Genomic DNA, 26303 nt, shown 5'->3' with positions numbered 1-26303 from the left:
TCGGAGCATCCGTCGAAAGGAGTCCGGAGCCCTTCGTCACGAACACGCCCCGCTGAGCCAGAAGGCCAGGACTCACCCCGTTTACCCCACGGGAGGCCGGAAAGGCGTCCGCACACACGACCCGAAGGAGGCGCGCCCGTGGGAGCACTGGTCTGGCTGTTGATACCGGTCGTCGTCGGGGTGTGGGCCGGTATCTGGTCCATACTCGTGCAACGCGTCCACAGGCCGCCGCTGGGGCGTGACTTCGCGCGCCACCAGCGGATGAAGGAAGTGTTGGAGCGGAACTCGGTCCCTGACAGGCGCTGAGGTCACAAGCCTTCGGCGGAATGCCTGCACGCATTGGTCAGCCCACACGCTCTCAGCCGCGGCGGGGAGGGCGAGCACCGAGCTGGGTGTCGCGGCTCCGATAGACGATGTAGGGGCGGGTGAGGTAGCCGATCGGCGCGGTGAGCATGTGGACGAGGCGGGTGAAGGGCCAGGCCGCGAAGAGCAGCATCGCGCTGATCGCGTGGAGCTGGAAGAGGATGGGGGCACCGGTCATCCGGTCGGGCTTGGGCTGGAGGTAGAAGACCGAACGGAACCAGATGGAGATGGTCTCCCGGTAGTCGTAGCCGCCGCCGAGGAGGTTGACCGCAACCGTGGCGGCCAGTCCGAGCACGATCGTCAGCGTGAGGGAGACGTACATGGCCTTGTCGTTGCGGGTGGTGGCGGAGAAGACCGGGCCGACGGTGCGGCGCCGGTAGATCAGAGTGGCAGCCCGCCCAGCGTGGCGATGCCCGTGATCGTGCCCAGGACGACCGCGCCCATGTGGTACGTGTGCTCGCTGATCCCTGCCGCCTCTGTCCAGCTCTTGGGGATGACCAGGCCGCCGATGTGGCCCCTCACCTACGCCGCGGTGCGTGCGGTGCGGTGCCCCCGCGGGCGGCCGGTGCCCTGCTTGCGCTCGCTGCCTTCGGCTGCAGTGCGGACACCGGTGAGGGTGTAGACCAGCGCGGCGGCGGCCACCACGGCGAGCAGGGCGAGACCGGCCGCGTACGTCCCGTACTCGCCGTACAGCGAGCCCATCACCAGCGGCGGCAGGAAGCCACCAAGTCCTCCGGCGGCGCCGACCACGCCGGTGACCGAGCCGACCTTGCCGGCCGGAGTCCGCAGGGCCACCAGGGCGAAGGTCGCACCGCTGCCCGCCCCGAGCGCGGCGGCCATGGCCAGGAAGGCGATGGTTCCCACCGGCGCCGGGTCCGGAGTGAACGACTGCACGACCGCCCCCGCCACGACCACGGACAGCGCCGCGGCCAGCACCCGGACCGGGCCCAGCCGGTCGGACAGCCAGCCCCCGACCGGGCGCATCGCCACCGCGAGGAGCACGAACCCGGCCATGCGGTTCGCCGCGTCCGCCTGGGTCAGGCCGTAACCGGTCTTGAGGTAGGTGGGCAGGTACACGGAGAAGGCGACGTAGCCGCCGAACGCGACCTCGTACAGCGCGGACGCCTGCCAGGTGATCCCGAGCTTCAGAGTGGCACCCAGCCGCGGCGGGCCAGCGGCTCGGTGGGCACGGTACGGCCGGGCGCGTCACGCAGCAGCATCGCGGCGATCAGAGCGTAGACGCCCAGGACCACGACGGTGATCAGGAACGGGGTGGACATGCTGTGCGCCTTGACCAGCTTGACCGTGGTCAGCGCGCTGATGGCGGTGCCTCCCATACCGGCACCGAAGATACCGATGGCCAGACCACGCCGCTCGGGCGGGAACCAGGCGTTGACGAAGGGGACACCGACGGCGAACGCGGTACCGCCGATGCCGAGGAAGAACTCACCGGCCAGCAGGGCGGCCAGGGAGGAGTGCCCGGCCAGGCCCAGGTAGAGCACGGGCACGATGGTTGCCGCCGAGACGATCGGGAACCTGGCACATGAAGGCGCTCTCCCTGGGGTCGCTCGGCCTCGATGACCTGGTCGACCATCTCGCCGCGCTGTAGACCCCGGCAGCGATGGACCGCCGTCTATTCCGGCGCTGCCCGCCTGCCCTTGGCCCGGCGCCGCACGCGTTCGGCCATCTCCCACGATGCGGTGGCCATGGCCACCAGCGACAGCAGCAGGTAGAAGACGAAGAGCTTGTGCAGGTCATCGAGGAAGTACCAGACCGATGCGGTGGCGCTGAGCCAGAAGGCGACCAGTGAGCCGCTGCGCTGCTGGCTGCGTACCGCGCTGACGAGGCAGCAGGCGGCGGTGAGGGCCAGCAGGGCAGCGATGGCTATGGAGGAGCTGTGCAACCCGAGTTCGGTTCGGCGGAGTTCGGAGTTGACAGCCATGGCCTCGGCGACCGGTCCCCATCCCAGCGCGCATGACACGCGTGTCGACCAGGGCAGCGCCGCCATGCCCAGCACGCCGGCCGCGATGGCGATCCGGCCGAAGTGGGCGGTGTCGACCAGTTGGCCATGTGCGCACAGGAGTGACAGCAGGCATCCGAGCAGAGCGATCGCCCTGTCGGTGGAAGGACGCAGTGAGACACGGGGCTTGCCCTGGAGGATGGCTTGGCCGCCGTGCTGCGTGGCTGGGGGCGGTGGAGTGGTGGCCTGGGCTGTCGGCATTGCGGCTTGTGCCAGGGCGTCGGTGAGGGCTGCGTGCATCTGCCGCGCGTCGGCGAATCGTTCCGCCGGGTCTTTGCGCAGTGCGCGCAGGATCGCGATTTCCACGGCGGGCGGTATCTGGGGCCGCAGCCGGGTGACGGGCTCGGGGTCGGTGTACAGGTGGTGATGCATGACGGCGAACGGCGATTCGCCGAGGAACGGGGGCCGGCCGGTCAGCAGTTCGTGCAGCAGGCAGCCCATCGCGTAGAGGTCGGCCCGGTGATCGACCTCCACGCCGCTGATCTGTTCGGGCGAGAGGTAGGCGGGTGTGCCTATCGCCGCCCCGCTGACGGTGATCCGTGTGGCGCCCTCGGTGAACGCCTTGGCGATGCCGAAGTCGAGGACCTTCACGGTGCCGGGCCCGGTGAGCATGATGTTCGAGGGTTTGATGTCCCGGTGCACGATGCCGCACTCGTGGCTGTGACGCAGCGCCTCCAGGACCGCGCATGCCGCGTGGACGGCGTCCGCGACGGGCAACGGGCCCTCCCGCAGGACGTCGGCGAGGGTGGGACCCTGGACGTACTCCATGACGAGGTAGGGGCGCGGCCCGTCCGGGTGCGGCTCTTCGCCGACGTCGTGGATGGTGGCCACGGCCGGGTGGTTCAGCGCGGCGGCCGCGTGGGCTTCGCGCCGGAAGCGGGCTCGCGCCTGCGGGTCATGGGCCAGCGCCGGGGAGAGCAGTTTCACCGCGACCGTGCGGCGCAGCCGTCGGTCCACTCCTCGGTGGACGGTCCCCATGCCGCCGTGGCCGAGCTTGTCGACCAGTTCGTAGCGGCCGTCGAGTACTGATACCTGCCCCACTCACCCTCCCGTTATCAAGATGCCGGCGCAGCTTACGGCGTGACGTCGACGTGCCGGTCACCGCCGGCGTGGCGGCCGGGCGGGTCGCAGAGCAGGCACTGGCGTGGCTGTTCGCCGTAGGCCTGCTGAGTCAGGCGGTGGCGCCGTGCAGCAGGATCGCTGTGATGAAGTCCGGTGCCTGGCGGGCTCCCATGTGACCCTCGAGGGTCAGCTCCCAGGCGGTCTCGGCCAGGCCGCAGAACGTCGAGGCCAGCCAGGTGGCCGGCATGTCGGTGCGCAGCAGCCCGGAGTTCTGGCCGCGTTCGACGAGCGCGGTGGTCCGCTTGAAGATCGTCGAGGCCCGCTCGCTGGCCTCGGGCACGCCGAGGACCTCGGGTTCGACGTAGACGAAGTTCCACAGCTGGGCGAACGGCGTGTACTCGGTGACCACTGCGGCCAGCACCTGCTCCATGGGCGCGGTGTCGGCTTCGGCCTGGGTCAGAACCCGGTCGCAGTCGTCCAGGATCTTCTCCGCCATCGCCTGGACCAGCACCTGGCGGGTGGGGAACAACCGAAGCAGGGTGGCCCGGCTGATCCCTGCTCGGGCGGCGATGACCTGCATCGACGCCCCCCGGTCCTTCGCGAGGACCGCCGTTGCCGACTCCAGTACCTCCGCTGCGGGGGTACGCATGTAACACCCTCCTTCATTGCCTCTTTTGAAGCATCGATGCCTCAATGTATCCTCTGTTGCGTCAGCGGCATTGTACTGAAGGGGGGTGCCTCTGCTGTCCCGCGGCTCGACCAGCCATGCGGTCACCACAGTTCGGTGCCGCGCCCGCTAGGCGGGACTTCACGGCCTCCAGCAGGGCGGACAGAGCGTCAGCCGCGCCCAAGGCGGCCGCGCCCCGTGTGCCAGCGACGCTGCACAGGCGCGGTACCGCTGACACATCCCCGTTCCAGCAACGCTTCAACAACTCGGTCAGCGGCACATGACCGCCCGTACGCGGTTCGACAACGTCCGTGCAGCGGGCAGTGCGGACCGGGCACCAGACACATACCGGCCTTGACGCAAGAGCGGCGCCGCCGCTCGAGGCCTGGTCAGCCTCTTTCCTCGGAGAACCCGCCGCGCGCGGCTGGGTGTTGCTCGCGATGCTTGTAGCAGCCGGATCACAGATAGGCGTATCCATGACCATGCACCGTCGACGCTTCCTGCAGAGCGCGGGCCTTGGCGCCGCGCTCACCTCTCTGGCCGCCTGCAGGGTCAACCCGTTCAGCTCGGGTTCCACGCCGTCCTCGTCCGACCGGGACAAGGTGATCGTCGTCGGTGCAGGGATCAGCGGTCTGGCCGCGGCCCGCCACCTCGCCGACCACGGTCAGGACGTAGTGGTCCTCGAGGCGCGGGACCGGATCGGCGGCCGCATCTGGACCAGCGAGAAATGGGCCGGCATGCCGCTCGACCTCGGTGCCTCCTGGATCCACGGCATCGACAACAACCCGATCGCCGCACTGGCCGCGAAGGCCAAGGCACGGACGGTCGTGACCAACCCCGACAGCTCCACCGACTACCTTCCCGACGGCACCGAGGTCGACGGCGCCCAGGCGAAGGCGCTCAAGGGATGGCAGACCAAAATGGAGGACGCCCTCGCCGCCTACCAGGACAACGCAGACAACGACGCCTCGGTACGCAGCGTCGTGGAACGCGCCCTGAACTGGTCCTCACTGTCCGCCAACGACAAGACCCTGGCCTCCTTCGGGCTCAACGACTACGAGCACGAGTACTCGGGCAGCGTGAACCAGATGTCGGCCCTGTACTTCGACAGCGGCGCGGACATCAAGGGCAAGGACGTGCTCTTCCCCGGCGGCTACCACCGGATCACCGATCTGCTCGCACGAGGGCTGTCGATCCGCACCGGGCACGTGGTCAAGCACATCGACTGGGACTCCAGCGGCGTGACCGTCACCACCGACAAGGACACCTTCGACGCCGACCACGTGGTGGTGACGCTGCCGCTCGGCGTGCTGCAGAGCGGCGCGGTCACGTTTGGGCCCGGGCTGCCCGCGAACAAGCGCACCGCCATCGACAAGCTCGGCATGGGCGTGCTCAACAAGTGCTACCTGCGCTTCCCCACCGTGTTCTGGCCGGACACCGACTGGATGACCTACATCCCGGAGCTGGACGAGTACGGTCGGTGGGAACAGTGGATCAACATCACCCGCCCCACCGGCAAGCCGGTGCTGCTCGGCTTCAACGCCGCCGACTTCGGCCGCACGATCGAAGGCTGGAGCGACACCCAGATCGTCGACAGCGCCATGGGAACGCTGAAAACCATCTTCGGCAGCGACATCCCCGCCCCCTTCGACTACCAGATCACCCGCTGGGCGTCCGACCCTTACGCCCGAGGCTCGTACTCATACAACAAGATCGGCTCCACGCCGGCCATGCGCGACCATCTCGCCGCGAGCGTTGACAAGTATGTGCACTTCGCCGGCGAGGCGACGCACCGCGCCTCCTATCAGACCGTCCACGGCGCCTACCTCTCGGGAATCCGCGCCGCGAAGGTCGTTCTGGGGCCCTCCGGCCCACGTGAGCGGGCCCTTTGACCCCATCACGCATGGCCACGCGGCTCCCTCGGACACCCGCGCCGTGAGTTCGCTTCAAGGGCGGGCAGAAGACGACCACGAGGGCCGTCCGGCCCTATCACGGCCTTGGCCGAGTGAGAGAGTGTGGATCGGTGTCCCACAACGACGGCTTCCGCACACTCGACCGGCAGGAGTGCCTGCGTCTGCTGGCCAAGGTGCCGGTCGGCCGCATCGTCTACACCCGGCGGGCGCTGCCCGCCGTCCTCCCGGTCAACTTCGGCCTGGACACGGACTCCTCGGTCCTGGTGCGCACTTCGGCTACGTCCCACCTGGTCCGCGCGGTGGAGGGAGTCGTGGTCGCCTTCGAAGCGGATGACTTCAACGCCGAAGAGCACTCGGGCTGGAGCGTGGTCGTCACCGGCCGGGCCACCGCGGTGACCGATCCCGCCGAACACGAACGCCTCTCCCGGACCGGCCCGGTCTCCTGGGTGGTTACCCAGGACTGGATCTTCCTGCGGATCGAGGCCGAGATGGTTACCGGGCGGGAGCTCGTCGGCACGCCCGTCACGGACTGACCCAGCGCAGCACAGGGCGGCCGCGCCCCGGCTCCTCCCCCGTCCACCGCAGCCGGCAGTCCCCTCCACACGACGCGCAGACTCTGGTCACCTGCGCGGAACCACTCCCGTAGGGGCGACCCGCTCAGTCCACGCGATGCCGGACCGGCTGCGCGGAGGCACGCGGTGTGCGGCCGCCGTCCGGTCCGTAGCCGAACCGGATCAGCAACTGGGGGCAGCAGCACCGCTGCGGCAGGCAGGCCGCCGCCCGGAGATCCGGCCACTCCATCGCCTGATGCAGCATCGAGGTGCGCACCCCGTGCGCGGTGGCGGTCAGCAGCACGTGCTCCAGGCCCTGGCCCGCCCGCAGCCAGTCCTCTCGCCGGTCGTGGGCCGTCCACAGCAAGGCAACCTGAGCGTGGCGCTCGAAGTGCTGGTCCGGCAGGTGCGGTAGGGGCAGTCGGCCGGTGAAGTCGCGCATCGGTATCCGTCCGTCCGCGTCCTGTGGGCCGAGAGCGGTGAGCGGGATGCCGTAGGGCACGTTCGCGCCGGGGGCGGTGATCCAGGTCCGATCCCGGCGAGCCCGACCTGCTGGCCACCGTACGGCTGGCCGCGCCCGCCGCCACCATGCCCATCGCCCCGCCTCCGCGTGGCGCATGTCGTGATCGACGAAGGAGTAGTGCCCGGCCGCCGGGAACGTCGTCTCGACGAAACCGCCCTCGGCCACAGACAGGTCCAGGACCTGCGAACCGCCCGCCTGGCCGGGCTTGAGCAAGGCACCCTCCTTGTACACGTTGTCGAAGACGGTGCCCACGATGTGGAAGGAGATGCCATCACTCGGTCCGGCGGCCACCACCCACAAGCGGACCCGCTCCCCCGCCTTCAGCGTCAACGGTCGCCTTGGTGTACTGGGCGGCAATGCCGTTGAACGCCCAGGCGTCCGGGGTGTCCTGACGCATCTTCGCCACCTGGGCCGTGCTGCCGGGGGTGCCGAGGTAGAGCTCGGAGGAAACCAGCACGTACTCGTGGTCGACCTTCTTCAGGCCGGGAGGGTCGATGACGACGGCGCCGTACATGCCGTTGCCCATGTGCTGCAGCATCGGTGCCGCACTGCAGTGGTAGAGCCACGCACCGGCCCTGTCGGCCCGGAAGCGGTAGACCAGGCGCTGACCGGGCTGGATGGTGCGCATGGCCTGGTCGGGAGCGAGGGGGGCCGAACGGCCGGGTGCGCGAGGGCGCTTCGGCCCAGGCGCGGCCGGTACGGCTCGTCCAGCCTCCGCTCCCATGCACCACGGCAACCACACCCACCCGGCGGACCTCCCCACCTGGCCAGCCCCCGCGCGCTCTATACAACGCTCGTGGCGGGGCGGTCCTCGACCTCGTCGTGCAGGCTGGCGGGACGGGCACAGTGATGCCGGACGCACCGGCAGGCGCAGGCAGGTGTCCTGAAATGGTCTGCTCGGGGTACTCGCGCCGTCGCAAGCCAAGTGACGGGAGGTGATGTTCATGTCGTCGGGTTCGCAGCAGCCTCACGGCCCGGCCCGGCAGTCGCCGGGGACGGAACCGGTGGGCGAGCTGGTGCAGCGTGCCTCGCAGCAGCTGACAGAACTGGTGCGCGGGGAAATGCGCCTGGCCCAGGCGGAGATGAAGGAGAAGGGCAGGCGTTACGGCAAGGGAGGCGGCCTGTTCGGCGGCGCCGGCCTGGTCGGGTTCCTGATGCTTCAGGCTCTGGTGGCTACCGTGATCGCCGCACTTGCGGTGGTGCTGCCGGTGTGGGCCGCAGCCCTCATCGTGACCGCCGTCCTCGGTGCGGTCGCCGCGGTGATGGCGTTGACGGGGAAGAAGGAGGTCGCCCAGGCAGCGCCGCCCGCCCCTAAGGAGTCGATGGAGAGCGTGAAGGCCGACGTGGCCGAGATCAAGGAGCGTGCGCACCGATGACCCAGCCGCCTCACGACGAGCCGACCGCCCAGACCCCGCAGGAGCTGCGCGAGCAGGTCGAGCAGACCCGCCACGAGCTCGGGGAAACGGTGGAGGCGCTCGCGGCAGAGACCGACCTGAAGGCCCGCGCCCAGCAGAAGGCCGCCGATGTCAAGGACCAGGCCGCCGCCAAGGCCGGTGAACTGAAGGAACAGGCCGCCTCGAAGGCCGGTCAGTTGAAGGAGAAGGCTGCCGAGGCCGCGTCCCTGGCGGCGGACAGGGTGCCCGGGCCGGTCAGGGACAAGGCCGCCCAGGCCGCCGGGCAGGCCCGCGCGCAGGCAGCCAAGGCCGGGCAGCTGTGGCAGGACAAGGCCCCCGAGCCGGTACGAGTCAAGACGTCCGAGGCCGCCAGGGTGGCTCGGGACAACCGTCTGCTGCTGGCCGCCGCGGGCGCGGCCGCCGCCCTCTGGGTGGTGTGCCGACGCCGGAAAGGATGAGGCCGTGAAAGCGTCCAAGATCGCCTACAAGCCAGTTGGTCTGGTCCTCGGTGCGGTCAGCGGCATGCTCGCCGGTGCCCTGTTCAAGCGGGCGTGGAAGATGCTGGGACATGAGGACGACGCCCCCGATGCCACCGATGAAGAGCGTGGCTGGGGGGAAGTGGTGACGGCCGCCGTGCTGCAGGGGGCAATCTTCGCCGGGACGAAGGCGGTCGTGGACCGGGCTGGGGCAGCCGCCACCCGCAGCCTGACCGGCACCTGGCCCGGCTGATCCGCTACAAGGATGCGGGGCCGGTATGACCCGGTACCGGCCCCGCCTTTGCCCGGTATCTCCACGAAAGCCCTTTGCGCAGATGTCTGATCAGAACGCGGCTACCACGCTGACCGCGGAAGACTTTGACCGCGATTTCGTCGCGGTCGTCGGCGAAGGTGTCTGGAAGCCCGGCGAGTAGTTCGAAGTCTTGCTTGCCGGTCGCCGCGTCGGCCACGGCGCTGAGGGGCAGGGTCTCGAACTCTGCTGCCGGCAAGGAAGCGTCCACGGCGACAGCGTGGGCGGCCAAGGCCGCGAAGACCTCAATGAGGCGTGCCCACCGCCACGTCAGTGCCCCAGGACTGCAGCCGCTCTCGGCGGCGATCCTGGCGCCATGGCTCCTGGTCCAGCAGTGGCAGCAGGACGCGGCCCAGGTACGCGCAGCGACGCCACAGCGCGTCGTGGTCCGAGGTCATGATCGATCCTCTCTGCAGCAGTTGGAGGGCCTGCCGCCCGAGCGGTGCAAGCCTCCAACTTCCCACTACACGCAGGCCAGGTACAGCACGGGGCCCTGCGCAGAGCCGCTGCCCGCAGAGCCGCCCGAGCCCACGAGGGTCCCGTACGTCGTCGTCCGGAAGGCATGGGTCGGGTCACCGCAGTGGTGCTCGCCGGTTGCCGCTGCGGTCGACGATCGCAGCGGAGGCGCGCACTTGGACTGGCGCGCGGTCCCCATCGTCGTCCAGTGGTTCGAGCAGTCGTTGTCGAGCTGCAGGTCCACCTCGCTGGTGCAGGCCATGGGACCGGCAGCGCGAGGAGGGCGAGGTTGTGCCGGCGGTCTTCATCGGCGACGAGGACGCCACCTCCAACTCGTCGAGACCTCCCCACGCCCTCGCCCCCAGTGATCGCCGAACTCGCCGAACGGGACTGCGAGATCATCCACTGGCGGTTCGGCGAGGAACTCACCAAGGCCCAGCTCGGCGAGCGCCCCGGGGTGTCCCAGATGCATGTCTCCCGGCTGATCTCCCGCCTGTTGACTCGCCTGCGCGAAGGCATGCTCAGCGCCCACTGACGTCCGGAGCCGGGTCAGTCGGACGGTGATCCCGCGCCCTCGCGGGGGCACGGGAAGGTGGCAGGCGGTGCGCCCCACTTCGCGCGGTTCTGCCGGTCGGGCAGGATGCCGCAGCTGAGCAGGGTGGACGTGGCGCCGCCCGGCTGGGTGATCTCGCGGATGTAGACGGCCTTGTCGGGTGGGTACTTGTTCTTGGCGTCCAGTTGCAGCACGCCAGAGGCGCCGGGGTACTGGGACACGCCGTGGGCGGTGAGCCACAGGTAGATGTCGTTGGGCTGGACGTCCTGGGACGCCGGCAGCAGGTTCTCGATGACCTTGGAGACGATGCCGACGGTGTCGAAGCCGCCAGCCGCGTCGGCGTCGGCGCTCAGGTGCCCGAAGACGGCGGCGAAGTCCTGCGTGAACTGGGCGTAGGGATCCCGAGGGTCCGACGTGGGGGCGTTCGTCGTCTCGTAGAAGAGCGTCATGTACGGGTAGGCCCCTGCCGTCCGGGCGGGATGGAGCTGGAAGTCGATGGGGGCGCTCTCGGCGATCAGGGGAATGGTCGTGCCCTCGGGTGGCTGGCACTGGCCGCCGGCGCTCTGCATGGCGTTGAGGAGGCTCGGCAGCACGCCCGACCGTGCGAGGTAGACGACGATGCCGTGCGTGGCGGAGACCTTGTTGCACACGTCGGTGGCGATGCTGTCCGGTGTGGTGGCTCCGGGCTTTTCGCTGTAGGTGACCTCGTCGATGCCGCCGTAGGGCCGGTAGGCGCGCAGGAAGACGTTTCTGAGGTCCGTGCTGAAGGAGGTGTCGGTCGGGTCGTAGACGACGACGGCGTGGGGCCTGCCGCTGGTGAGGTGGTGGATCTCGGGGGAGCGGCGGACGAAGTCGGCGAAGATGGGGCCCAGGCGCGTGTCGGGAGCCGAGATCTGGAAGTAGCGCTGTGGGGAGTCGGGTCCGACCATGGTGCTGCCGGACACGCCGTTGGCGATGACCGGGATGCCGGCCTGGTCGAGTTCCTGGACCGCCTTCAGTGACTGGGGACGGCTCTGCGTGATGCCGATGACCGCCGCGATGTGGTCCTCGCGTTGCCGGCTGATGATCATCTGTGCGACGTCCGGGTCCTTCGGTGTCGCGTCGTTGTGCGCGCCGTACCGGAAGTACTGGCCGGTGTTGGCGATGAGCAGGCGGATGGGCATTTTGTTCTGGCGGACGCCGGCGTTCAGCTTGTGCTGCTGGGCGATCGCGCCGCGCAGGATCTGCAGGCCGAGCGGAGGGTCGTCGTACACACCCTTCTGCAGGCTCAAGGGTGCGAGGAAGACCAGGGTGCGGTACCGCCCGTCGGGGATCCGGGCGTTCTCCTCGGCGACCTGGCGTTCCAGATCTCGCAGTTCCTTCCCCGGACCTCCGGGCACGGCCAGATCGCACTGCTCGCCGTCAGAGACACCCACCCGCTCACCGGTGGGGACGGTGACGCACGAGGGCGGTGCGGGACGCGCGGTCCCTGGCCAGAGAGAGACAGGGGCCAGGTAGAAGGCGGCGGTCGCCAGGGCCAGGGCCGGCAGCACCGATGGACGAACCCAGTCGAGGGGGTGGTCCTTGCGGACCGTGATGCCCGTGCCCTTCTCGATCTTGTTCTTCGCCGTGCCTTCCGTGTCGTCGTCGGCTGGCAGTGTGACGAGGCGTACGGGCTCGGGGCTGTCCTCGCTGAGGACGGCGAACACCTTGTCGGCGATGCCGTTCGGCCGGTCGAGGTCGGCGCCGAGCGGGACGGCGTAGTCAGGCGGCGGGCCCGCGCACCCGGCCAGGACGAGCAGCGGCCGGGACGGATGGTCGCCGGCCAGTTCCGCGAACGTGCCGAGAAACGCCCGGCCGGGTCCGTCCGCGCCGTCGATCTCCGGGATAAGGACGACGAAGGACCACCGTCGTCGGGCCCACAGGTGACTCAGCCTGGTCCTGTCCCGGGTCGCTCTGCGCAGGTCGGTCAGGAGGGCGCGCAGCAGGATGCGTCGCACGCGGGCGTCCTCACGATCCAGTTCGCCGTCCCGGCAGAAGGAGAGAGCTGCGTCCAGGAAGTTGGCGGCATGGCACTCGTCCGCCACCCACCTGAGGCCCCAGTGCCGTAAGAACCACCGATAGCACAGCTTGGGAACACCGACGACCATGGCGGCGATGAGCCCCTGGAGCCAGCCGGTGAGGACATGCTGCCCCAAGAAGTCCGCCGTGTACGCGCCGGCGCGAAGCGCCCTTCGTCGCTTCAGGAGTTCCGCGTACAGGCTGTCGACGATGGGCTGCTGCTGGGACTGGAGGTCTCCCGTGCCGCGCTCCGACTCCAGCACGGCGCGGCACGTGTGGAAGGCGCGCAGCGGCAGGCGCCCTGAAGACATGGTGAGCTGGAACTTCAGCGCCACTCGGTCGACCGCCGCGAGGAAACCGCCGGTCAGTTCCGCGTCGTCGACGACCGCGTGCGGCGCCTGGCCGTGTGCGTTGCCGTGCCCTCGTGCCAGTCGGTGTTCGTACTCCCGGATGACGAAGGCGGCCCATCGGGGATCACCGCCGTCCTGCCTGCCGAGCACCAGAGCAGGTACTCTCTCGGCCCCGGACCTCCTGGCCGCGAAGGTGTCGAGCTGGCGTATCAGGCGGTCCGACCACCTGGGGTAGGCCGGCGTCGAGTCCGCAGATGCAGGAGAGTTGGGCACACGTGCCTCCCGGGAAGAAGTAGGGAGGTCAACATGCCATGAGCACATGGCTCGCAAGCGCTTCGTATCCGCCAGTGACTCCTACTGCCTGGTTCGGATCATTTCGATGTCGGCGGGTGGCAGCGCCGTGCTGCGAGAGTTCCGCGCCTTGACGGCATTACGTCACAGATCTCGCGCAGGTACGTCGGCTGGATCAAGAGTGGATCGGCCGCCGATTGATCGCTTCCTGGTCCGGAGCCACGGCCCCGCGTCCTGACGGTCGGACAGGCTCGACGGTACGGAATGATCACTGGGCGATGCGCGACCTTCCTGCCTTGTCAGGGCATCTCAATCTTGCAGTTTCCGCGTGGGGGGCACCGATGAACGGCGAACCGTGCGATCAAAGCGGCGGCGCCCGTGGCGTCCGTCGACGTGGGTGAGGAGGTCAGACCGGGATGCGGGCGGAAGGGGGGCGGCCGAAGAGCAGGTCGTAGCCTGCGGGGAACTGGAGCAGGACCTGGCCCAGGAGGTCGTGGCCCGCAGCGTCGGCGACGGTGCTGGCGCTGACGTCCAGCCTGTCAGCTACGCGCGACAGGCCGGGGCGGCTTGTCTGCCGGGGCGGATACCCCCCGGACGCCGCACTCCCGCCCCGGTGCGCCCCTCGCCGGCGGGGCCGGCCCGGTGACCTCCACAGTCGCAGGGCGCAGCAGGTTCTCGCCCAGACGGTAGCCGGGACGCAGAACCGCCGAGCACACCAGGCGGTCCGCAGCGGCGCAGACATGGTGGGTGAGAGCGTCGTGGCACGCGGGATCGAACAGATCGCCCACCTCACCGAAGGACGTGACGCCCAACGAGCCGAGCTGCTCCTGCAGGCTGTCGGCGATGTCCTTCAGACCGGGCGTCAGCGGCTCGTGCGCCAACGCCCGGTCGACGGCGTCCAGCACGGGCAGCAGCGCCCGCACCACGTTGGCCACCGCGATCTCGCGCACGGCCAGGCGGTCCCGCCGCACCCGCTTGCGGTAGTTGTCGTACTCGGCCTTCACCCGCTGCAGGTCGGCGGTCCGCTCCTTCACCAGGCGCCGCAGCTTGTCCAGCTCGGTGCTCCGCGGACCGCTCCTGGTCATCGTCAACCAGCCTCCGGCTTGTCGTCGTCGACGATCTCGGCGTCCACCACGTCATCATCGGACGAACCACCGCTCGTACCGCCGCCCGCGGACGCGCCGGCCGCACCCGCCGGCTGCTCTGCCTGGGACTGCTGAAACAGGGCGGTGCCGATCTTCTGCGCGGCCTGTGCGGTGCGATCGATCGCCTGCCGGATCGCGGCGGTGTCCTCTCCCTTCAGCTTCTCCTTCAGTTCGGCCAGCGCCGTCTCCGTCTCGGACTTGGCGTCCGCCGGGATGTGCTCGGCGTTGTCCTTCAGGAGCTTCTCGGTCGAGTAGACGAGCTGCTCACCCTGGTTGCGGGTCTCGGCCGCCTCCCGGCGCCGGCGGTCCTCCTCGGCGTGCTGCTCGGCCTCGCGGACCATGCGGTCGATGTCGTCCCTGGGCAGCGCCGAGCCGCCGGTCACCGTCATCTTCTGCTCCTTGCCGGTGCCCAGGTCCTTGGCCGAGACGTGCATGATGCCGTTGGCGTCGATGTCGAAGGTCACCTCGATCTGCGGCACTCCGCGCGGAGCCGGGGCGATGCCGGTCAGCTCGAACATGCCGAGTTTCTTGTTGTACGCGGCGATCTCCCGTTCGCCCTGGAAGACCTGGATCGTCACGGAGGGCTGGTTGTCCTCGGCGGTGGTGAAGATCTCCGAACGGCGGGTCGGGATGGTGGTGTTGCGCTCGATCAGCTTGGTCATGATGCCGCCCTTGGTCTCGATGCCGAGGGACAGCGGGGTGACGTCGAGCAGCAGGACGTCCTTGACCTCGCCCTTGAGGACACCGGCCTGGAGCGAGGCGCCGACGGCGACGACCTCGTCGGGGTTGACGCCCTTGTGCGGGTCCTTGCCGGTCAGCTCCTTCACCAGCTCGGTCACCGCGGGCATGCGGGTGGAGCCGCCCACCAGGACGACGTGGTCGATGTCGGAGACCTTGATCCCGGCATCCTTGATCGCGTTGTGGAACGGCGCCTTGCACCGCTCCAGCAGGTCGGCAGTGAGCTGCTGGAACTGGGCGCGGGTGAGCTTCTCGTCCAGGTGCAGCGGGCCCTCGGCCGAGGCGGTGATGTAGGGCAGGTTGATGGTCGTCTCGGTGGACGACGACAGCTCGACCTTCGCCTTCTCCGCCGCCTCCCTGAGGCGCTGCACGGCCATCTTGTCCTTGGACAGGTCGACGCCGTAGTGGTTCTTGAACTGCGTCACCAGGTGGTCGACGATCCGCTGGTCCCAGTCGTCACCGCCCAGGTGGGTGTCGCCGTTGGTGGCCTTGACCTCGATGACGCCTTCACCCATCTCCAGCAGCGACACGTCGAAGGTGCCGCCGCCCAGGTCGAAGACGAGGACCGTCTGGTCGTTCTCCTTGTCCAGCCCGTACGCCAGCGCGGCGGCCGTCGGCTCGTTGATGATCCGCAGCACGTTCAGGCCCGCGATCTCCCCGGCCTCCTTCGTCGCCTGCCGCTGGGCGTCGTCGAAGTACGCGGGCACGGTGATCACCGCGTCGGTGACGTCCTCGCCCAGGTACGCCCCCGCGTCCCTCTTCAGCTTCTGCAGCACGCGCGCGGAGATCTCCTGCGCGGTGTACCGCTTGCCGTCGACGTCCCCGTGCTCGGGAAAGCGCCAGGCGTGGTCGCCCATGTGCCGCTTGACCGAGCGCGCGGTGCGCTCGACGTTCGTCACGGCCTGCCGCTTGGCCACCTCGCCGACGAGCACCTCGCCGTTCTTGGAGAACGCCACCACCGACGGGGTCGTCCGCGCGCCTTCGGTGTTGGTGATGACGGTGGGTTCGCCGCCCTCCAGTACCGAGACCACCGAGTTCGTCGTTCCCAGGTCGATACCAACCGCACGTGCCATCTGTGCTCTCCTCCTCGTCCTCACCCTCGTTCTTCGTCTCACCGGCCGGGAATCCACCGGACCGGACCCGCACGCAGCGGCGGCTCGGGTCGCACGTCCCCGAGCACCACCGCGTACCGCCACGCGGACCGCGCCGGAACGGTAGGGACAGCGCCTCGATCAGGCGCCGGCAGCGTGTGCTCGAGGCGCTGGTCGTAGGCCGCCCGCAGGATGGGGTCGCGCAGCGTCTCGTATGCCGACCGCACTTCACCGAACCGTGCGGCGGTGTCCGCGTCCACTCGGGTGTCGGGGCGCAGTTCCCGCACCCGGGCGCGGAAGGCCGAGGTGATCGCCTCGGCCGTCGCCGAGGGCTGCACCCCCAGCACCGCGTACAGCTCCGGTTCCTGCTCCCGCACCCGCACGTCCGGCCACCTCCTCGCCCATCCTGAGCTGCGGTTTCCTACCCACTTGCCTACCTTTCTGAAATAAAACTTGAGTCTTGCCTTGTCAAGTCTGGGCGAGGTATAGGTGAGGTGTCCGCGGTACTGCCGTGACTGCGCGGAAGGCAGAGCGGCGCAGTGGGCGACGGAGTGGAAGCAGAGATCCAAGGACGCCGACCGTGGGCGGCTCGCGCAGACACTGAGACGCAGAGAGCGGGGTGCGGATCATGGCACTGTTCCTCGCCGCGGACTTCGCGGCGTCCGTCCACGCGCAGCACCGGCATCATCTGACTCTGGACCTGTCCGGACTGACCCATGCCGACGCCGACGGACTCACCGCTCTGATGTCCGTGTGGACGCTGCTGGACCGGGACCAGGGAGAGCTACGCCTGGTATGCCCACAAGGACGGACGGAGCGGCTGCTGCACAGCAGCGGCGACGCTTCAGACCTGCCCGTGTATCCCTCCCTCGACGCGGCCCTGTCAGCACCCCGGATCGTTCCTGCGCACCGGATGGGAGGTGCAGTGCAGTGATCACCGAACTCGCTGTCGAACGTGTGGAGTTCACCTGCGGCTCGTGCTGGCACAGCTGGAGCGTCGACTACGACGTCCAGCGCTACCGAGACGCTCTCGACGCCGAGTGGGAGGTCTTCTACCGCGACAACACCGCCGTTGCCTCCCCGTATACGCCGCAGGGCTCCCCGCCCTGCGAGCACTGCGGCCGCCGCTGGGTCGGACGCCTGGTGGCGCGCCGGCCCGTGCCGCTGCCCGGTGACGCCGAGGCGCCGCGCAGCCGTGTCCCGGTCGAGGGCGGCCATCGTCCCGAGCGGTACACCGCGCCGATGCTGCACGCCGCCGGTCACTCGCAGCCGCGACCCGGCGAACGAGCAGCCCAGCCGTCCAGGAAGCCGTCCGGGTGATCCGGACAGTGCGCGCCTGCCCCTTGAAGGCGGGCGCGCACTGTGGGCCAGGGACCTCGCACGCCGATTTCCTGGGCGCTGCGGCGGGACCCTCGGGGGCGTCACGATCGGCACTCACGTGTGAGCTGCGGCATTGTCGGTTCACGTGGTCGGCCTCCACGATGACCGGACCAGACGAGGTCGAGAAAGGCAGCTCCTCATGGGTGATCATGTGCACGTGCGGCTCAGCCAGGGGCTGAGCGTGTCGGCCGAGGGAGAACTGATCGAGCACTCCCGCTGCCGGTGCGGGGCCACCTTCACCAAGGTGTTCGACGCGGACGGCGGGAAGCCGCAGGGCCCGGCCCCGTCCTGATGCGCTCCCAGCGCCGGACGCGAGAGGCCGGCAAGGCCCTGTTCGGTGCGCTGCTGGTCTACCGGCGGGTGGTCCGGGAGAGTCCGCACGGCGAGGGGTCGATCGTCATGCTGGAGCGACTGCTGCCCTGGTGGCCGAGGAAGATCTTCGTCCTGGTGCTCCTCGGGTTCGCGTACACCAGCACATCCCATCCGCCCTCGGGTTTGCGCTGGGCGGCGGATTCCAGCCGCGGTACCCGGCGCCGCTCGTTGAGAGGCAGCGTCTCGCACACCAGGTCCACTTCCCGGCGCAACTCAGGGCTGACGTGCCCGGCCAGCAGCGCCGCAAGGCCACGGTCCACCACGGCGGCGGCCACCTGGCTCGGCAGCCCCCGACGTCACGATCCCCACACGCCGCACGGCATCGTCCGCTGCCCGGGCGACCGCGTCCGGGTGGACGCCGCAGCAGCAGGTCGGCAAGGCGGTCGTCGAGCTCGCGCTGGATGGTCCGGCGCAGCGGGCGGGCGCCGAACTCGGGCTGGTGGCCGAGGTTGGCCAGCAGGTCGGCCGCGCCGGCGCTGATGTCCAGGGTGATGTCCTGGGCGTGCAGACGCCGGCGGGTGTGTTCCAGCTGCAGGAGCTGCCCGGCTTCCTCGTAGCCGACGTAGCCGGGCGGGGCGCCGACCAGGCGGGAGACGGTGTGCTTCTCCTGGACCTCGCTCATGTCAAAGCGGATCATCCGTCCCCTCGTCGCCGAACAGGGCGGCGGCCAGCGCGCGGGAGAGTTCGGTCTTGCCCACCCCGGCCGGGCCGAGGAAGAGGAAGGAGCCGACCGGCACGCCGCCGGAGGCCAGGGCCGGCATCAGGGCCCCGGACTGATGCCCGAGGCCCTGAAGTAGTGGTGTCGCTGTGGCGTCAGCTGCCCAGTTCCTTGCGGTCGCTGCCGCCGCTGATGGCGATCTTGCGTGGCTTGGCCTGCTCGGCGACCGGGATCTGCAGCCTCAGCACACCGGCCTCGTAGGAGGCTTCGATCTTGTCGGTGTCGAGGGTCTCGCCGAGGAACAGCTGTCGGCTGAACGTCCCCGCGGGCCGCTCGGTGATCACCGTGTCACTGCTCTCGCCGTACGACGGCTTGCGTTCGGCCTTCACCGTCAGGACGTTGCGCTCGACATCGAGGTCGATCGACTCAGGGTCCACGCCCGGCAGGTCCAGCTCCACGAAGAACGTCTCGCCCTCGCGCCAGGCGTCCATCGGCATGCCCGCCGGGTGCGCGGCCGTCCCCCAGACCCGCTCGACGAGCCGGTCAAGCTCGCGGAAGGGATCCGTACGCATCAGCATCTGTTCGGCCCTCCTTCACGTCGTCCCGCGTCCTTTCGCTCTACTTCTGATGTACCACTGCGCCGAAAAGTTGACAACTATCGGCTCAACTTTTTTCGGGCGTTGGTGGCGGTGGCCTCCCGCCGCCCGGCCGCACACGCCAAGCCCCGCAAGATCGCCACCTCCGGCGGGCCACGCCGCTGCCACCATCGCGCGACACCGGCAGCACTACGGCGCGCTGATCGTCGTCGTCCTGCCTGACACCGGTGAGCGGTACCTCAGCATGGACCTGTTCGACTGACCGGGCATAGGCCCACTCGTCGCGCCGGTTCGAGGCGATCTCTCCGCCCTTGCCGTAGGCGATCACGGAGTTGGCGCCGTTGGAGGAGTGCATCACGTTCAGGCCCTCCTCGATCTCCCGCTGAAGATCCCGAAGCCGCAGATAGCGGGCGACGAAGATGGTCTCCTGAGCACGGCTGACCTCCAGCATCGCCGCACAGGTGGGGCCCCTCGGCACTGTGCCAGGCCGGGGCGGCACCGCGACCATCGCCGACTACGCCGAGTTTCCGGGGCGCGGTGAGCGTTCCGACAGGATCATCGGACGGCATCGGTGCTGTTCACTCGGCGGACCGGGGCCCCGCGGCGCGGCGCAGCCGGTTGGCGATCGCCAGCCCCAGCCCCACCTCCACGGGCACGGAGGCGATGATGAGGTCGCACCCCTGCTGGTCGAGTGTGCGCAGGAACCCGTACAGCCCGCGCGCGTAGGCGGCCGGCGAACCGGGGACCGTCACCACAGCGTGCGCCTTCACCGGAGCGTCGGCGAAGGAGGCGGGAAGAAGGACGCCCACGCGGTGGCCCAGCTCCTGCGCGGCCTCGGCTTCGGCGATGATCTTCTCGGGCTCGACGAGGACGACTCGCGCACGCGGGGCGTAGTGGGACGGATGCTGGCCCGGCACGCGGACACGGCTGGTCGAGTGGACCGCAAGCGGGCGCGCCAGCACCGCTTCGAGGTCCTCGCGCGTCACCCCGCCGGGCCGCAGGATGCTCGGGATCTCGCCCGTGGTGTCGACGATGGTCGACTCGACGCCGACCGCGCAGGGACCGCCGTCCAGCACGAAATCGACGGCATCACCAAGCTCCGCACGGACGTGCTGCGCCGTTGTGGGGCTTACCTGACCGAAGCGGTTGGCGGACGGGGCCGTGACACCGCCGCCGAAGGCCGAGAGCAGCGCGAGTGCGACGGGGTGGTCGGGCACACGCACGGCCACGGTGTCCAGTCCCCCGGTTGCTTCGAGGGGCACCCGGCGGCCTCGCCGCAGGACCAGCGTGAGTGGCCCCGGCCAGAAGCGTTCTGCCAGCAGGCGCGCCGTCGCCGGCACGTCCTCGACCCAGTCGTCCAGGTACTCCGCGCCGCCAATGTGGACGATCAGCGGGTGGGAGGGCGGACGCCCCTTGACCTGGAAGATGCGCGAGACAGCGGCAGGATCCTCGGCGTTGGCGCCCAGACCGTAGACGGTTTCGGTCGGGAAGGCCACCAGCCCTCCGGCGCGCAGAACACCGGCCGCCTTCTCGATATCACTGGTTCGTGCCGTCACCCTCGCATCCTCTCACCGTCCTGCTCTTCCACATTCCGTGGCCTCCTCAGCGCATAACGACGCGACCGCCGCCGAGGCACCGCATCCACGATCGCGCCAGTAGCGACCATCGCGGCGGTCCATCATTCCTGGGCTGACCGAGGTCCCTGGTACGGAGGCAAGAGATCACAGCCGAAGTAGCCTCCGAAGGGGCCAGAGCCTTTACCTGGCTCCATTCCTAGACGACTTCGAGGACGTCACGAACCGGGCGGCGTGGCGTGGCGGGCCCCTGCGGTCCATAGCCCAGGCGCAGCACCATCTGTACGTGGCCTCCGCCGGCCACCGGTTCACGGGCCAGCAGGCGCAGGTCCGGGCTCTCCAGAGCGTGGGAGGTCAGGGAGGTGGCGAGCCCGGTCAGGGTCGCCTCCAGCAGGACGCGTTCCAGCGCCTGGCCCGCGCGCAGCCAGTCGGCGGGGGCATCTCCTGGTGTGCTGAGCAGCGCCAGGTGCGGGTTCTTCTCGAAGGCGGTGGCGCCGCGGTCTGCCACCGGGCGGCGACCGGCGAAGTCGCGCAGCGGAGCCTTTCCGCCCCGCATCCGGGGCCCGAACGCGTACTCCGGGACGCCGTCGGTGGCGATGTCCGCTTCTGGGCCGAGCCGGGTCCAGCGGTGCAGATCCTCCATGCCCGCGGGGTTCAGGGCGTCGCGGCTCTCGGCGTCGTGGACCAGGTCCAGGACGGTTTCCACGTGCCAGGGGCCGGGGAACAGCAGGTCGGCTCCCTCGAGGCTGGCTGCTCTCTGCAATGCGGCCCGGACGTCCTCGGGGATGTCCTTTTCGTCGAAGGGGTGCCGGCTGGTGTGCCGCTCGCGGATGGCGGGGTGCAGGCGCGCCAGGTCGTCCTCGTGCGTCGTGGGACGGCGCGCCTCGCCCAGCTGCACAGCGGCGAGCAACAGCGGCTCCGCAGGATCCGGCAGCAGCCGGACCACCGGGGTGAACCCGGCATGGGCCGCGGCGACGCGGAGATTGAACAGCGCCGCTCCGCAGCCGATGTGCAACGCCCGGTTCCCCGGGTCGGAGCGGGTCATGGCCCGGTCGAGATCGGCAAGCAGCAGGAGAGCACGATCATGGGCCACGTAGCGGAAGCGCCATGGCTGGGCATTGTGCATGGAAGGGGCGAACACGGCCTCGGCGACCAGCGCGGCGGCGGTCTTCGCATCCAGTTGCCGTGTGTCCATCGTGCCCTCCTCACAACACACCACGCGCCCTCGACTCACGTGGCGAGTACCCAGGCTCCACATGCACACGTCCGGTGGGGTGGTGAGACCGCTGTCGGTCGCATCGTCCCACGCTCGGTGAGCCAGGTCCCGGTATCCGGTGGGGCATCGGCAGCTTTGTGGATCTCTACGCAGTGGATCAGCAGAGATCAGCCGCCGCGGTGCTGAGCTCGGCGCGCACCCTTCGTGCGCCCTCTGGTGGGGATGAGGCGGACGCGGTGCTGCTGGTAGTGACCGAGCTGATCAGCAAGGCGGTCCGCCACGCCGGCGGCGTGACCGGTTACGGGCTCAGAACAGGCCGGGGGACGGTGACAGTGCACGGCGCCAGCCGCCAGCCCCCGCGGCCACAGCTCACGGATCCGAGAGAGCCCGCCGGGTTCGGCCGGCTGGGGAAGTGCCCTGGTGCGGGTATGGACCTGGCGCCTTCCCGGCGGCCACTCCATGATCGTCGGAGGGGTACCCGGGCCGGATAGGGCCGAACAGCCCCGGGCCGGCCGACGGATGGGGTCCAACGGCCCCCATTCGCGTCGCGCGGCGGAAGCAGACGTGGATCAGGATGTCTCGGGGTGGACGAGCACGTTGTCGCCGGAGCGGCCGGCGAAGTAGTCCTCGATGTTGGCCACGGTGGTCTGGGCGATCTGCCCGACCGCGTCCCGGGTGAAGTAGGCCTGGTGGGACGTGATCAGGACGTTGTTGAAGGTCATCAGCCGCGCGAGACGTTCGTCGGTCATCACCTCCAGCGACTTGTCCAGGAAGAACACCCCGGCCTCCTCCTCGTACACGTCGAGGCCGACACCGCTCAGCCGTCCGGCGCGCAGCGTCTCCAGCAGGGCGTCGGTGTCCACCAGGCCGCCGCGGCTGGAGTTGACCAGGATCGCGTCGTCCTTCATCAGGCCCAGGGCCTTGGCGTCGACGAGGTGATGGGTCTCGGGCAGCAGCGGCACGTGCAGGCTGATCAGGTCCGCCTCGGCGAACAGCCGCTCGCGCGGCACGTACTCCATCCCGAGGGCGAGGCAGTCGGGATTCTCGGCGACATCCCAGCCCAGCAGCCGCATCCCGAACCCGTGGGCGATCCGGGCGAACGCCGCGCCGATCTTTCCGGTGCCCGCCACTCCGGCCGTCCGGCCGCGCAGGTCCCGGCCCATCAGCCCGTCGAGTCGGAAGTCGAACTCCCGGGTGCGGTGCGCGGCCCGGACGATCCGACGGTTGACCGCCAGGGCCAGGGTCCAGGCGAACTCGGCAACCGAGTACGGCGAGTAGTACGAGACCCGGGCAACCGTGAGCCCCAGTTCCTTGGCGGCGGTCAGGTCGATGTTGTTGTAGCCGGTGGACCGCTGGGCGATCAGTCGGGTGCCGCCCTTGGCCAGCGAGCGCAGAACGCCGGCGTCCAGGGTGTCGTTGACGCTGCTGAGGACGACCTCGCTGCCCGCGGCCGTCGGGACGGTGTCCCCGTCCAGGAACAGCCCCAGACACCGCAGCTCATGCCGGCCCGAGAAGGCCTTGTCGAACGCGTCCCTCAGCAGCGGCTCCTCGTCCGCGAGGACGCCATAGGCGACGATCTCCACCTGCTCTCCTCCCGTCGATCGGTGATCACCTCCACCGTAGGCCGGGATCGCAGAAGGGAAGAGGGCCGATCGGCTCCGGGCGTGGGTCCCGTCGTCCCAGGACACCGGGCCGGCGCTCTGACTGCGGAGGTCGTGGGGAGAGGACGACGCGCTTCCCCTCCGCGAGAGTCCCCACACCCGTCCTCACCGGCGGCGCGAGCGTGCCCCCGTTCGGGCGGCGGACCGAAGGGGCGGAGCTGCGGATCCACGCCCCCTTTGGATGCGGTTCCGGTCGCCGAGCCGGACGTGACCGTCACCGGCTCTCGCTGGTCTCGGTTTCCGTGAGGGCTGCTCGTCCCGCCTCCAGCCGGGCGGCCGGGATGCGGAAGGGGGAGCAGGACACGTAGTCGAGGCCCGCCCGGTGGAAGAAGTGGATGGACTCCGGGTCGCCGCCGTGTTCGCCGCACACCCCGGTCTCCAGCCCGGGGTTGACGGCGCGGCCCGCCTCCACGGCCAGCTCCACGAGCTTGCCGACGCCCTCCTGGTCGATCGTCTCGAAGGGGGACACGCTGAAGATGCCCTTCTCCAGGTACAGCGGGAAGAAGGACGCTTCGGCGTCGTCGCGGGACAGTCCCCAGGTGGTCTGGGTGAGGTCGTTGGTGCCGAAGGAGAAGAAGTCGGCGGCGTCGGCGATGCGTCCGGCGGTGAGGGCCGCGCGGGGCAGTTCGATCATTGTGCCGATCGGGAGGTGCAGGGACTCCCCTGTCTCCGCCGTGACTTCGGCGAGCACGCGCTCTGCTTCCGTTCGGGCCAGGCGCAGTTCCTCGACCGTTCCGACGAGCGGAATCATGATCTCGGCGCGCGGCCGGCCGCCCGCGCGCAGTCGGTGGACGACGGCCTCGGCGATGGCGCGGACCTGCATGGCCATGAGGCCGGGAACGGCCAGTCCGAGCCGTACGCCGCGCAATCCCAGCATCGGGTTCTGCTCATGCAGACGCTCGATGGCATCGAGCAGTTGGCGGTCGTGGACGTCTGGATGGGTGGCGCTCGCCAGGCGGACGGCCAGCGCGGTGCGGTCGGGCAGGAACTCGTGCAGCGGCGGGTCGATGAGCCGAATGGTCACCGGCAGCCCGTCCATGGCGGTGAGGATGCCGATGAAGTCCTCGCGCTGCAGCGGCAGCAGCGTCGCGAGAGCCTCCTCGCGGGCCGTGTCGTCGCGGGCCAGGATCATCGCCTCGACCAGCGTCCTGCGGTCACCGAGGAACATGTGCTCGGTGCGGCACAGGCCGATGCCCCGGGCGCCGAGCCGGCGGGCGCGCGCGGCGTCCTCGGGCGTGTCGGCGTTCGCCCGTACCTGAAGGCGGCGGACGGAGTCCGCGTGCGCGAGTGCCGTCAGGACCGCCTCTGTCAGCGGGCCCGTCCTCTCACCGGTCTCCAGCGCGCGCCCGACGTCGGAGGCGGTGAGCGGCAGCGCACCGAGGTGCACGGTGCCGGCGGTTCCGTCGACGGACAGGATGTCGCCCTCGTGTACGACGACTCCTGTGTCCGTGGTGAGCCGGCGGGCGACCGGGTCGACGGTCAGCGACTCGGCCCCGCACACGCACACCTTGCCCATGCCGCGCGCGACGACGGCGGCGTGGCTGGTCTTGCCGCCCCGGCTGGTCAGGACGGCCTGAGCGGCGATCATTCCGGGCAGGTCGTCGGGGGTCGTCTCACGGCGCACGAGGATCGTCTTCTCTCCGGCAGCGGCTCGGCGCTGTGCCTCGGCGGAGTCGAAGACGACGACCCCGACCGCTGCGCCCGGTGAGGCCGGTACGCCGTGCGCGAGAGGCACGTCGGCGGGGGTGGTGTCGAAGCGGGGGAACATCAGCCGGGTCAGCTCGGCTCCGTCCACGCGGGCCAGCGCCTCGTCGGCCGTGATCGTCTTCTCCTCGCGCAGGTCGTGGGCGATACGGAAGGCGGCCTCGGCGGTGCGCTTGCCGACCCGCGTCTGGAGGATCCACAGCCGGCCGCGTTCGACGGTGAACTCCACGTCGCACAGATCCCGGTAGCGGTTCTCCAGCGTGCGCAGGTGGTCTCCGAGCTCGACGTACGAGCGGGGATCGAGGGTCTTCAGCTCGCTCAGGGGCACGGCGTCGCGGACGCCCGAGACGACGTCCTCGCCCTGGGCGTCGGGCAGGTAGTCGCCGTACATGCCGCGGGCGCCGGTGGCGGGGTCCCGGGTGAAGGCGACGCCGGTACCGGAGTCGGGACCGAGGTTGCCGAACACCATCGCCTGGACGTTGACGGCGGTGCCGAGGTCGTCGGGGATGTGCTCGCGGCGGCGGTATACACGGGCGCGTTCGCCGTTCCAGGAATCGAAGACCGCACGGATGGCGCGCTGGAGCTGCTCGACGGGATCCTGGGGGAAGTCCTCGCCCGTCTCCCGGCGGACGATCGCCTTGAACTCCTCAGTGAGCAGCGCGAGTTCACCGGCGTCGAGGTCGTGGTCGTCGCGTGTCCCGCGCTGCGCCTTGTGCGCGGCGATGGCCTGCTCGAAGAGGTCACCGTCGACGCCCAGCACCGTGCGGCCGAACATCTGCACGAGCCTCCGATAGGAGTCCCAGGCGAACCGCTCCTGTCCGGACGCCTTGGCGAGGCCGGCGACGGACTCGTCGTTGAGGCCGATGTCGAGGATGGTCTCCATCATGCCGGGCATCGAGAAGCGGGCGCCGGAGCGTACGGACACCAGGAGCGGATCGTCGGGCGCACCGAGCGTGCGTCCCATGGCCCGTTCCAGGCCGGCCAGGGCACGGGCCTCCTCGATGCCGAGTTCGGGTGGTTCCTCCCCCGTGGCGAGGTAGACCTTGCAGGCTTCGGTGGTGACGGTGAAGCCCGGTGGCACGGGCAGTCCGAGCCGGGTCATCTCGGCCAGGCCGGCTCCCTTGCCGCCGAGCAGGCCGGCCATCTCCCGGGTGCCCTCGGCGAAGGCGTACACGTACGTTGTCGGTGTGCTCATCGCG

Annotated in this window: 26 protein-coding genes and 4 pseudogenes; 9 read left to right on the top strand and 21 right to left on the bottom strand. The window is 69.9% G+C overall.

Going from position 1 to position 26303, the window contains the following annotated elements; genetic code table 11:
* Positions 1-358: 358 nt before the first annotated feature.
* The 4 genes and pseudogenes from narI to ACZ5NH_RS19255 form a co-directional block, all read right to left on the bottom strand.
* Positions 359-885 (bottom strand): annotated as a pseudogene (gene narI / locus ACZ5NH_RS19270) (respiratory nitrate reductase subunit gamma).
* Positions 886-1898: pseudogene (locus ACZ5NH_RS19265) on the bottom strand (MFS transporter); the annotation flags it as partial.
* 98 nt (positions 1899-1996) lie between these two features.
* On the bottom strand, positions 1997-3424 hold the full coding sequence (locus ACZ5NH_RS19260; protein WP_468776738.1) for a protein kinase domain-containing protein: 1428 nt from the start codon (positions 3422-3424) through the stop codon (positions 1997-1999).
* A 130-nt stretch (positions 3425-3554) separates the two neighbouring features.
* A complete protein-coding gene (locus ACZ5NH_RS19255) occupies positions 3555-4094 on the bottom strand; it encodes a TetR/AcrR family transcriptional regulator (RefSeq protein ID WP_451553451.1) in 540 nt (179 codons plus the stop codon).
* Positions 4095-4588: 494 nt separating this feature from the next.
* On the opposite strand from ACZ5NH_RS19255, the gene ACZ5NH_RS19250 reads away from it, so the two are divergent.
* Positions 4589-6004 (top strand): flavin monoamine oxidase family protein, encoded by a 1416-nt coding sequence (locus ACZ5NH_RS19250; RefSeq protein ID WP_468776735.1) that lies wholly within the window; start codon positions 4589-4591, stop codon positions 6002-6004.
* 131 nt (positions 6005-6135) lie between these two features.
* Positions 6136-6558, top strand: a complete 423-nt coding sequence (locus tag ACZ5NH_RS19245) for a pyridoxamine 5'-phosphate oxidase family protein (RefSeq protein WP_468776733.1) — start codon at positions 6136-6138, stop codon at positions 6556-6558.
* A gap of 124 nt (positions 6559-6682) precedes the next feature.
* On the opposite strand, the gene ACZ5NH_RS19240 is transcribed toward ACZ5NH_RS19245, so the two are convergent.
* Positions 6683-7390 carry a cupredoxin domain-containing protein gene (locus ACZ5NH_RS19240; RefSeq protein WP_468776730.1) on the bottom strand — a complete coding sequence of 236 codons (708 nt, stop codon included), beginning with the start codon at positions 7388-7390 and terminating at the stop codon, positions 6683-6685.
* Positions 7371-7727: a multicopper oxidase domain-containing protein gene (locus ACZ5NH_RS19235; protein ID WP_468776727.1), complete on the bottom strand. Its 357-nt coding sequence runs from the start codon at positions 7725-7727 to the stop codon at positions 7371-7373. The genes ACZ5NH_RS19240 and ACZ5NH_RS19235 overlap by 20 nt, the downstream gene beginning before the upstream one ends.
* A 316-nt stretch (positions 7728-8043) precedes the next feature.
* Here ACZ5NH_RS19235 and ACZ5NH_RS19230 point away from each other — a divergent pair, with 316 nt between their 5' ends.
* Genes ACZ5NH_RS19230 through ACZ5NH_RS19220 form a run of 3 tightly spaced genes read left to right on the top strand, consistent with a single transcriptional unit; the run spans position 8044 to position 9222 of the window.
* On the top strand, positions 8044-8475 hold the full coding sequence (locus tag ACZ5NH_RS19230; protein ID WP_468776724.1) for a phage holin family protein: 432 nt from the start codon (positions 8044-8046) through the stop codon (positions 8473-8475).
* Positions 8472-8951 (top strand): DUF3618 domain-containing protein, encoded by a 480-nt coding sequence (locus ACZ5NH_RS19225; protein WP_468776721.1) that lies wholly within the window; start codon positions 8472-8474, stop codon positions 8949-8951. The genes ACZ5NH_RS19230 and ACZ5NH_RS19225 overlap by 4 nt, the downstream gene beginning before the upstream one ends.
* Before the next feature lie 4 nt (positions 8952-8955).
* Positions 8956-9222: a DUF4235 domain-containing protein gene (locus ACZ5NH_RS19220; RefSeq protein WP_451553459.1), complete on the top strand. Its 267-nt coding sequence runs from the start codon at positions 8956-8958 to the stop codon at positions 9220-9222.
* 4 nt (positions 9223-9226) lie between these two features.
* Here ACZ5NH_RS19220 and ACZ5NH_RS19215 read toward each other — a convergent pair whose 3' ends face one another.
* From ACZ5NH_RS19215 to ACZ5NH_RS19205, 3 genes are all read right to left on the bottom strand, one after another.
* Entirely contained in the window at positions 9227-9490 is a 264-nt protein-coding gene (locus ACZ5NH_RS19215) for a hypothetical protein (protein ID WP_468776719.1), read from the bottom strand.
* Positions 9491-9524: 34 nt separating this feature from the next.
* Positions 9525-9677 (bottom strand): hypothetical protein, encoded by a 153-nt coding sequence (locus ACZ5NH_RS19210; protein ID WP_468776716.1) that lies wholly within the window; start codon positions 9675-9677, stop codon positions 9525-9527.
* A 65-nt stretch (positions 9678-9742) separates the two neighbouring features.
* The gene (locus ACZ5NH_RS19205) at positions 9743-9997 is read right to left on the bottom strand and encodes a hypothetical protein (RefSeq protein ID WP_468776958.1); all 255 of its coding nucleotides are present in this window, start codon (positions 9995-9997) and stop codon (positions 9743-9745) included.
* Positions 9998-10011: 14 nt separating this feature from the next.
* Between ACZ5NH_RS19205 and ACZ5NH_RS19200 the strand changes: the two are divergent.
* A pseudogene (locus ACZ5NH_RS19200) lies at positions 10012-10270 on the top strand (sigma factor-like helix-turn-helix DNA-binding protein); the annotation flags it as partial.
* A 14-nt stretch (positions 10271-10284) separates the two neighbouring features.
* On the opposite strand, the gene ACZ5NH_RS19195 reads toward ACZ5NH_RS19200, so the two are convergent.
* From ACZ5NH_RS19195 to ACZ5NH_RS19180, 4 genes are all read right to left on the bottom strand, one after another.
* Positions 10285-12828 (bottom strand): ABC transporter substrate-binding protein, encoded by a 2544-nt coding sequence (locus ACZ5NH_RS19195; RefSeq protein ID WP_468776714.1) that lies wholly within the window; start codon positions 12826-12828, stop codon positions 10285-10287.
* Positions 12829-13508: 680 nt separating this feature from the next.
* Positions 13509-14054, bottom strand: a complete 546-nt coding sequence (gene grpE, locus ACZ5NH_RS19190) for a nucleotide exchange factor GrpE (protein WP_468776711.1) — start codon at positions 14052-14054, stop codon at positions 13509-13511.
* A gap of 2 nt (positions 14055-14056) precedes the next feature.
* Positions 14057-15925: a molecular chaperone DnaK gene (gene dnaK, locus ACZ5NH_RS19185; RefSeq protein WP_468776709.1), complete on the bottom strand. Its 1869-nt coding sequence runs from the start codon at positions 15923-15925 to the stop codon at positions 14057-14059.
* A gap of 38 nt (positions 15926-15963) precedes the next feature.
* Entirely contained in the window at positions 15964-16326 is a 363-nt protein-coding gene (locus ACZ5NH_RS19180) for a J domain-containing protein (RefSeq protein ID WP_468776707.1), read from the bottom strand.
* Between the two features lie 245 nt (positions 16327-16571).
* Between ACZ5NH_RS19180 and ACZ5NH_RS19175 the strand changes: the two genes are divergently transcribed.
* The 3 genes from ACZ5NH_RS19175 (at position 16572) to ACZ5NH_RS19165 (ending at position 17615) form a co-directional block, all read left to right on the top strand.
* Positions 16572-16877, top strand: a complete 306-nt coding sequence (locus ACZ5NH_RS19175; RefSeq protein WP_388628778.1) for an STAS domain-containing protein — start codon at positions 16572-16574, stop codon at positions 16875-16877.
* Positions 16874-17263, top strand: coding sequence for a hypothetical protein (locus ACZ5NH_RS19170; protein WP_468776704.1), 390 nt, complete (start codon positions 16874-16876; stop codon positions 17261-17263). Before ACZ5NH_RS19175 ends, ACZ5NH_RS19170 begins: the two co-directional genes overlap by 4 nt.
* A 199-nt stretch (positions 17264-17462) precedes the next feature.
* Positions 17463-17615, top strand: a complete 153-nt coding sequence (locus ACZ5NH_RS19165) for a hypothetical protein (protein ID WP_450982563.1) — start codon at positions 17463-17465, stop codon at positions 17613-17615.
* A 58-nt stretch (positions 17616-17673) separates the two neighbouring features.
* Here ACZ5NH_RS19165 and ACZ5NH_RS19160 read toward each other — a convergent pair whose 3' ends face one another.
* The 8 genes and pseudogenes from ACZ5NH_RS19160 to ppdK all read right to left on the bottom strand — a co-directional run bounded on the left by ACZ5NH_RS19160 (position 17674) and on the right by ppdK (position 26299).
* On the bottom strand, positions 17674-17955 hold the full coding sequence (locus ACZ5NH_RS19160; protein WP_468776957.1) for a hypothetical protein: 282 nt from the start codon (positions 17953-17955) through the stop codon (positions 17674-17676).
* Between the two features lie 101 nt (positions 17956-18056).
* A pseudogene (locus tag ACZ5NH_RS19155) lies at positions 18057-18429 on the bottom strand (AAA family ATPase); the annotation flags it as partial.
* Between the two features lie 79 nt (positions 18430-18508).
* Positions 18509-18931, bottom strand: a complete 423-nt coding sequence (locus tag ACZ5NH_RS19150; RefSeq protein ID WP_468776701.1) for an Hsp20/alpha crystallin family protein — start codon at positions 18929-18931, stop codon at positions 18509-18511.
* Between the two features lie 85 nt (positions 18932-19016).
* Positions 19017-19457: a Tn3 family transposase gene (locus tag ACZ5NH_RS19145; protein ID WP_468776699.1), complete on the bottom strand. Its 441-nt coding sequence runs from the start codon at positions 19455-19457 to the stop codon at positions 19017-19019.
* A gap of 70 nt (positions 19458-19527) precedes the next feature.
* Positions 19528-20505: an L-threonylcarbamoyladenylate synthase gene (locus ACZ5NH_RS19140; protein ID WP_468776697.1), complete on the bottom strand. Its 978-nt coding sequence runs from the start codon at positions 20503-20505 to the stop codon at positions 19528-19530.
* Between the two features lie 217 nt (positions 20506-20722).
* A complete protein-coding gene (locus ACZ5NH_RS19135) occupies positions 20723-21718 on the bottom strand; it encodes an Acg family FMN-binding oxidoreductase (RefSeq protein ID WP_468776694.1) in 996 nt (331 codons plus the stop codon).
* Between the two features lie 590 nt (positions 21719-22308).
* Positions 22309-23322 (bottom strand): 2-hydroxyacid dehydrogenase, encoded by a 1014-nt coding sequence (locus tag ACZ5NH_RS19130; protein WP_468776691.1) that lies wholly within the window; start codon positions 23320-23322, stop codon positions 22309-22311.
* A gap of 292 nt (positions 23323-23614) precedes the next feature.
* A complete protein-coding gene (gene ppdK, locus ACZ5NH_RS19125) occupies positions 23615-26299 on the bottom strand; it encodes a pyruvate, phosphate dikinase (RefSeq protein WP_468776689.1) in 2685 nt (894 codons plus the stop codon).
* Between the last annotated feature and the right edge of the window lie 4 nt (positions 26300-26303).

It is taken from the genome of Streptomyces sp. NPDC031426 (assembly GCF_055581585.1).
Note: the sequence above shows the minus strand (reverse complement) of the source record. Positions and strands in the feature narration are given on the sequence as shown.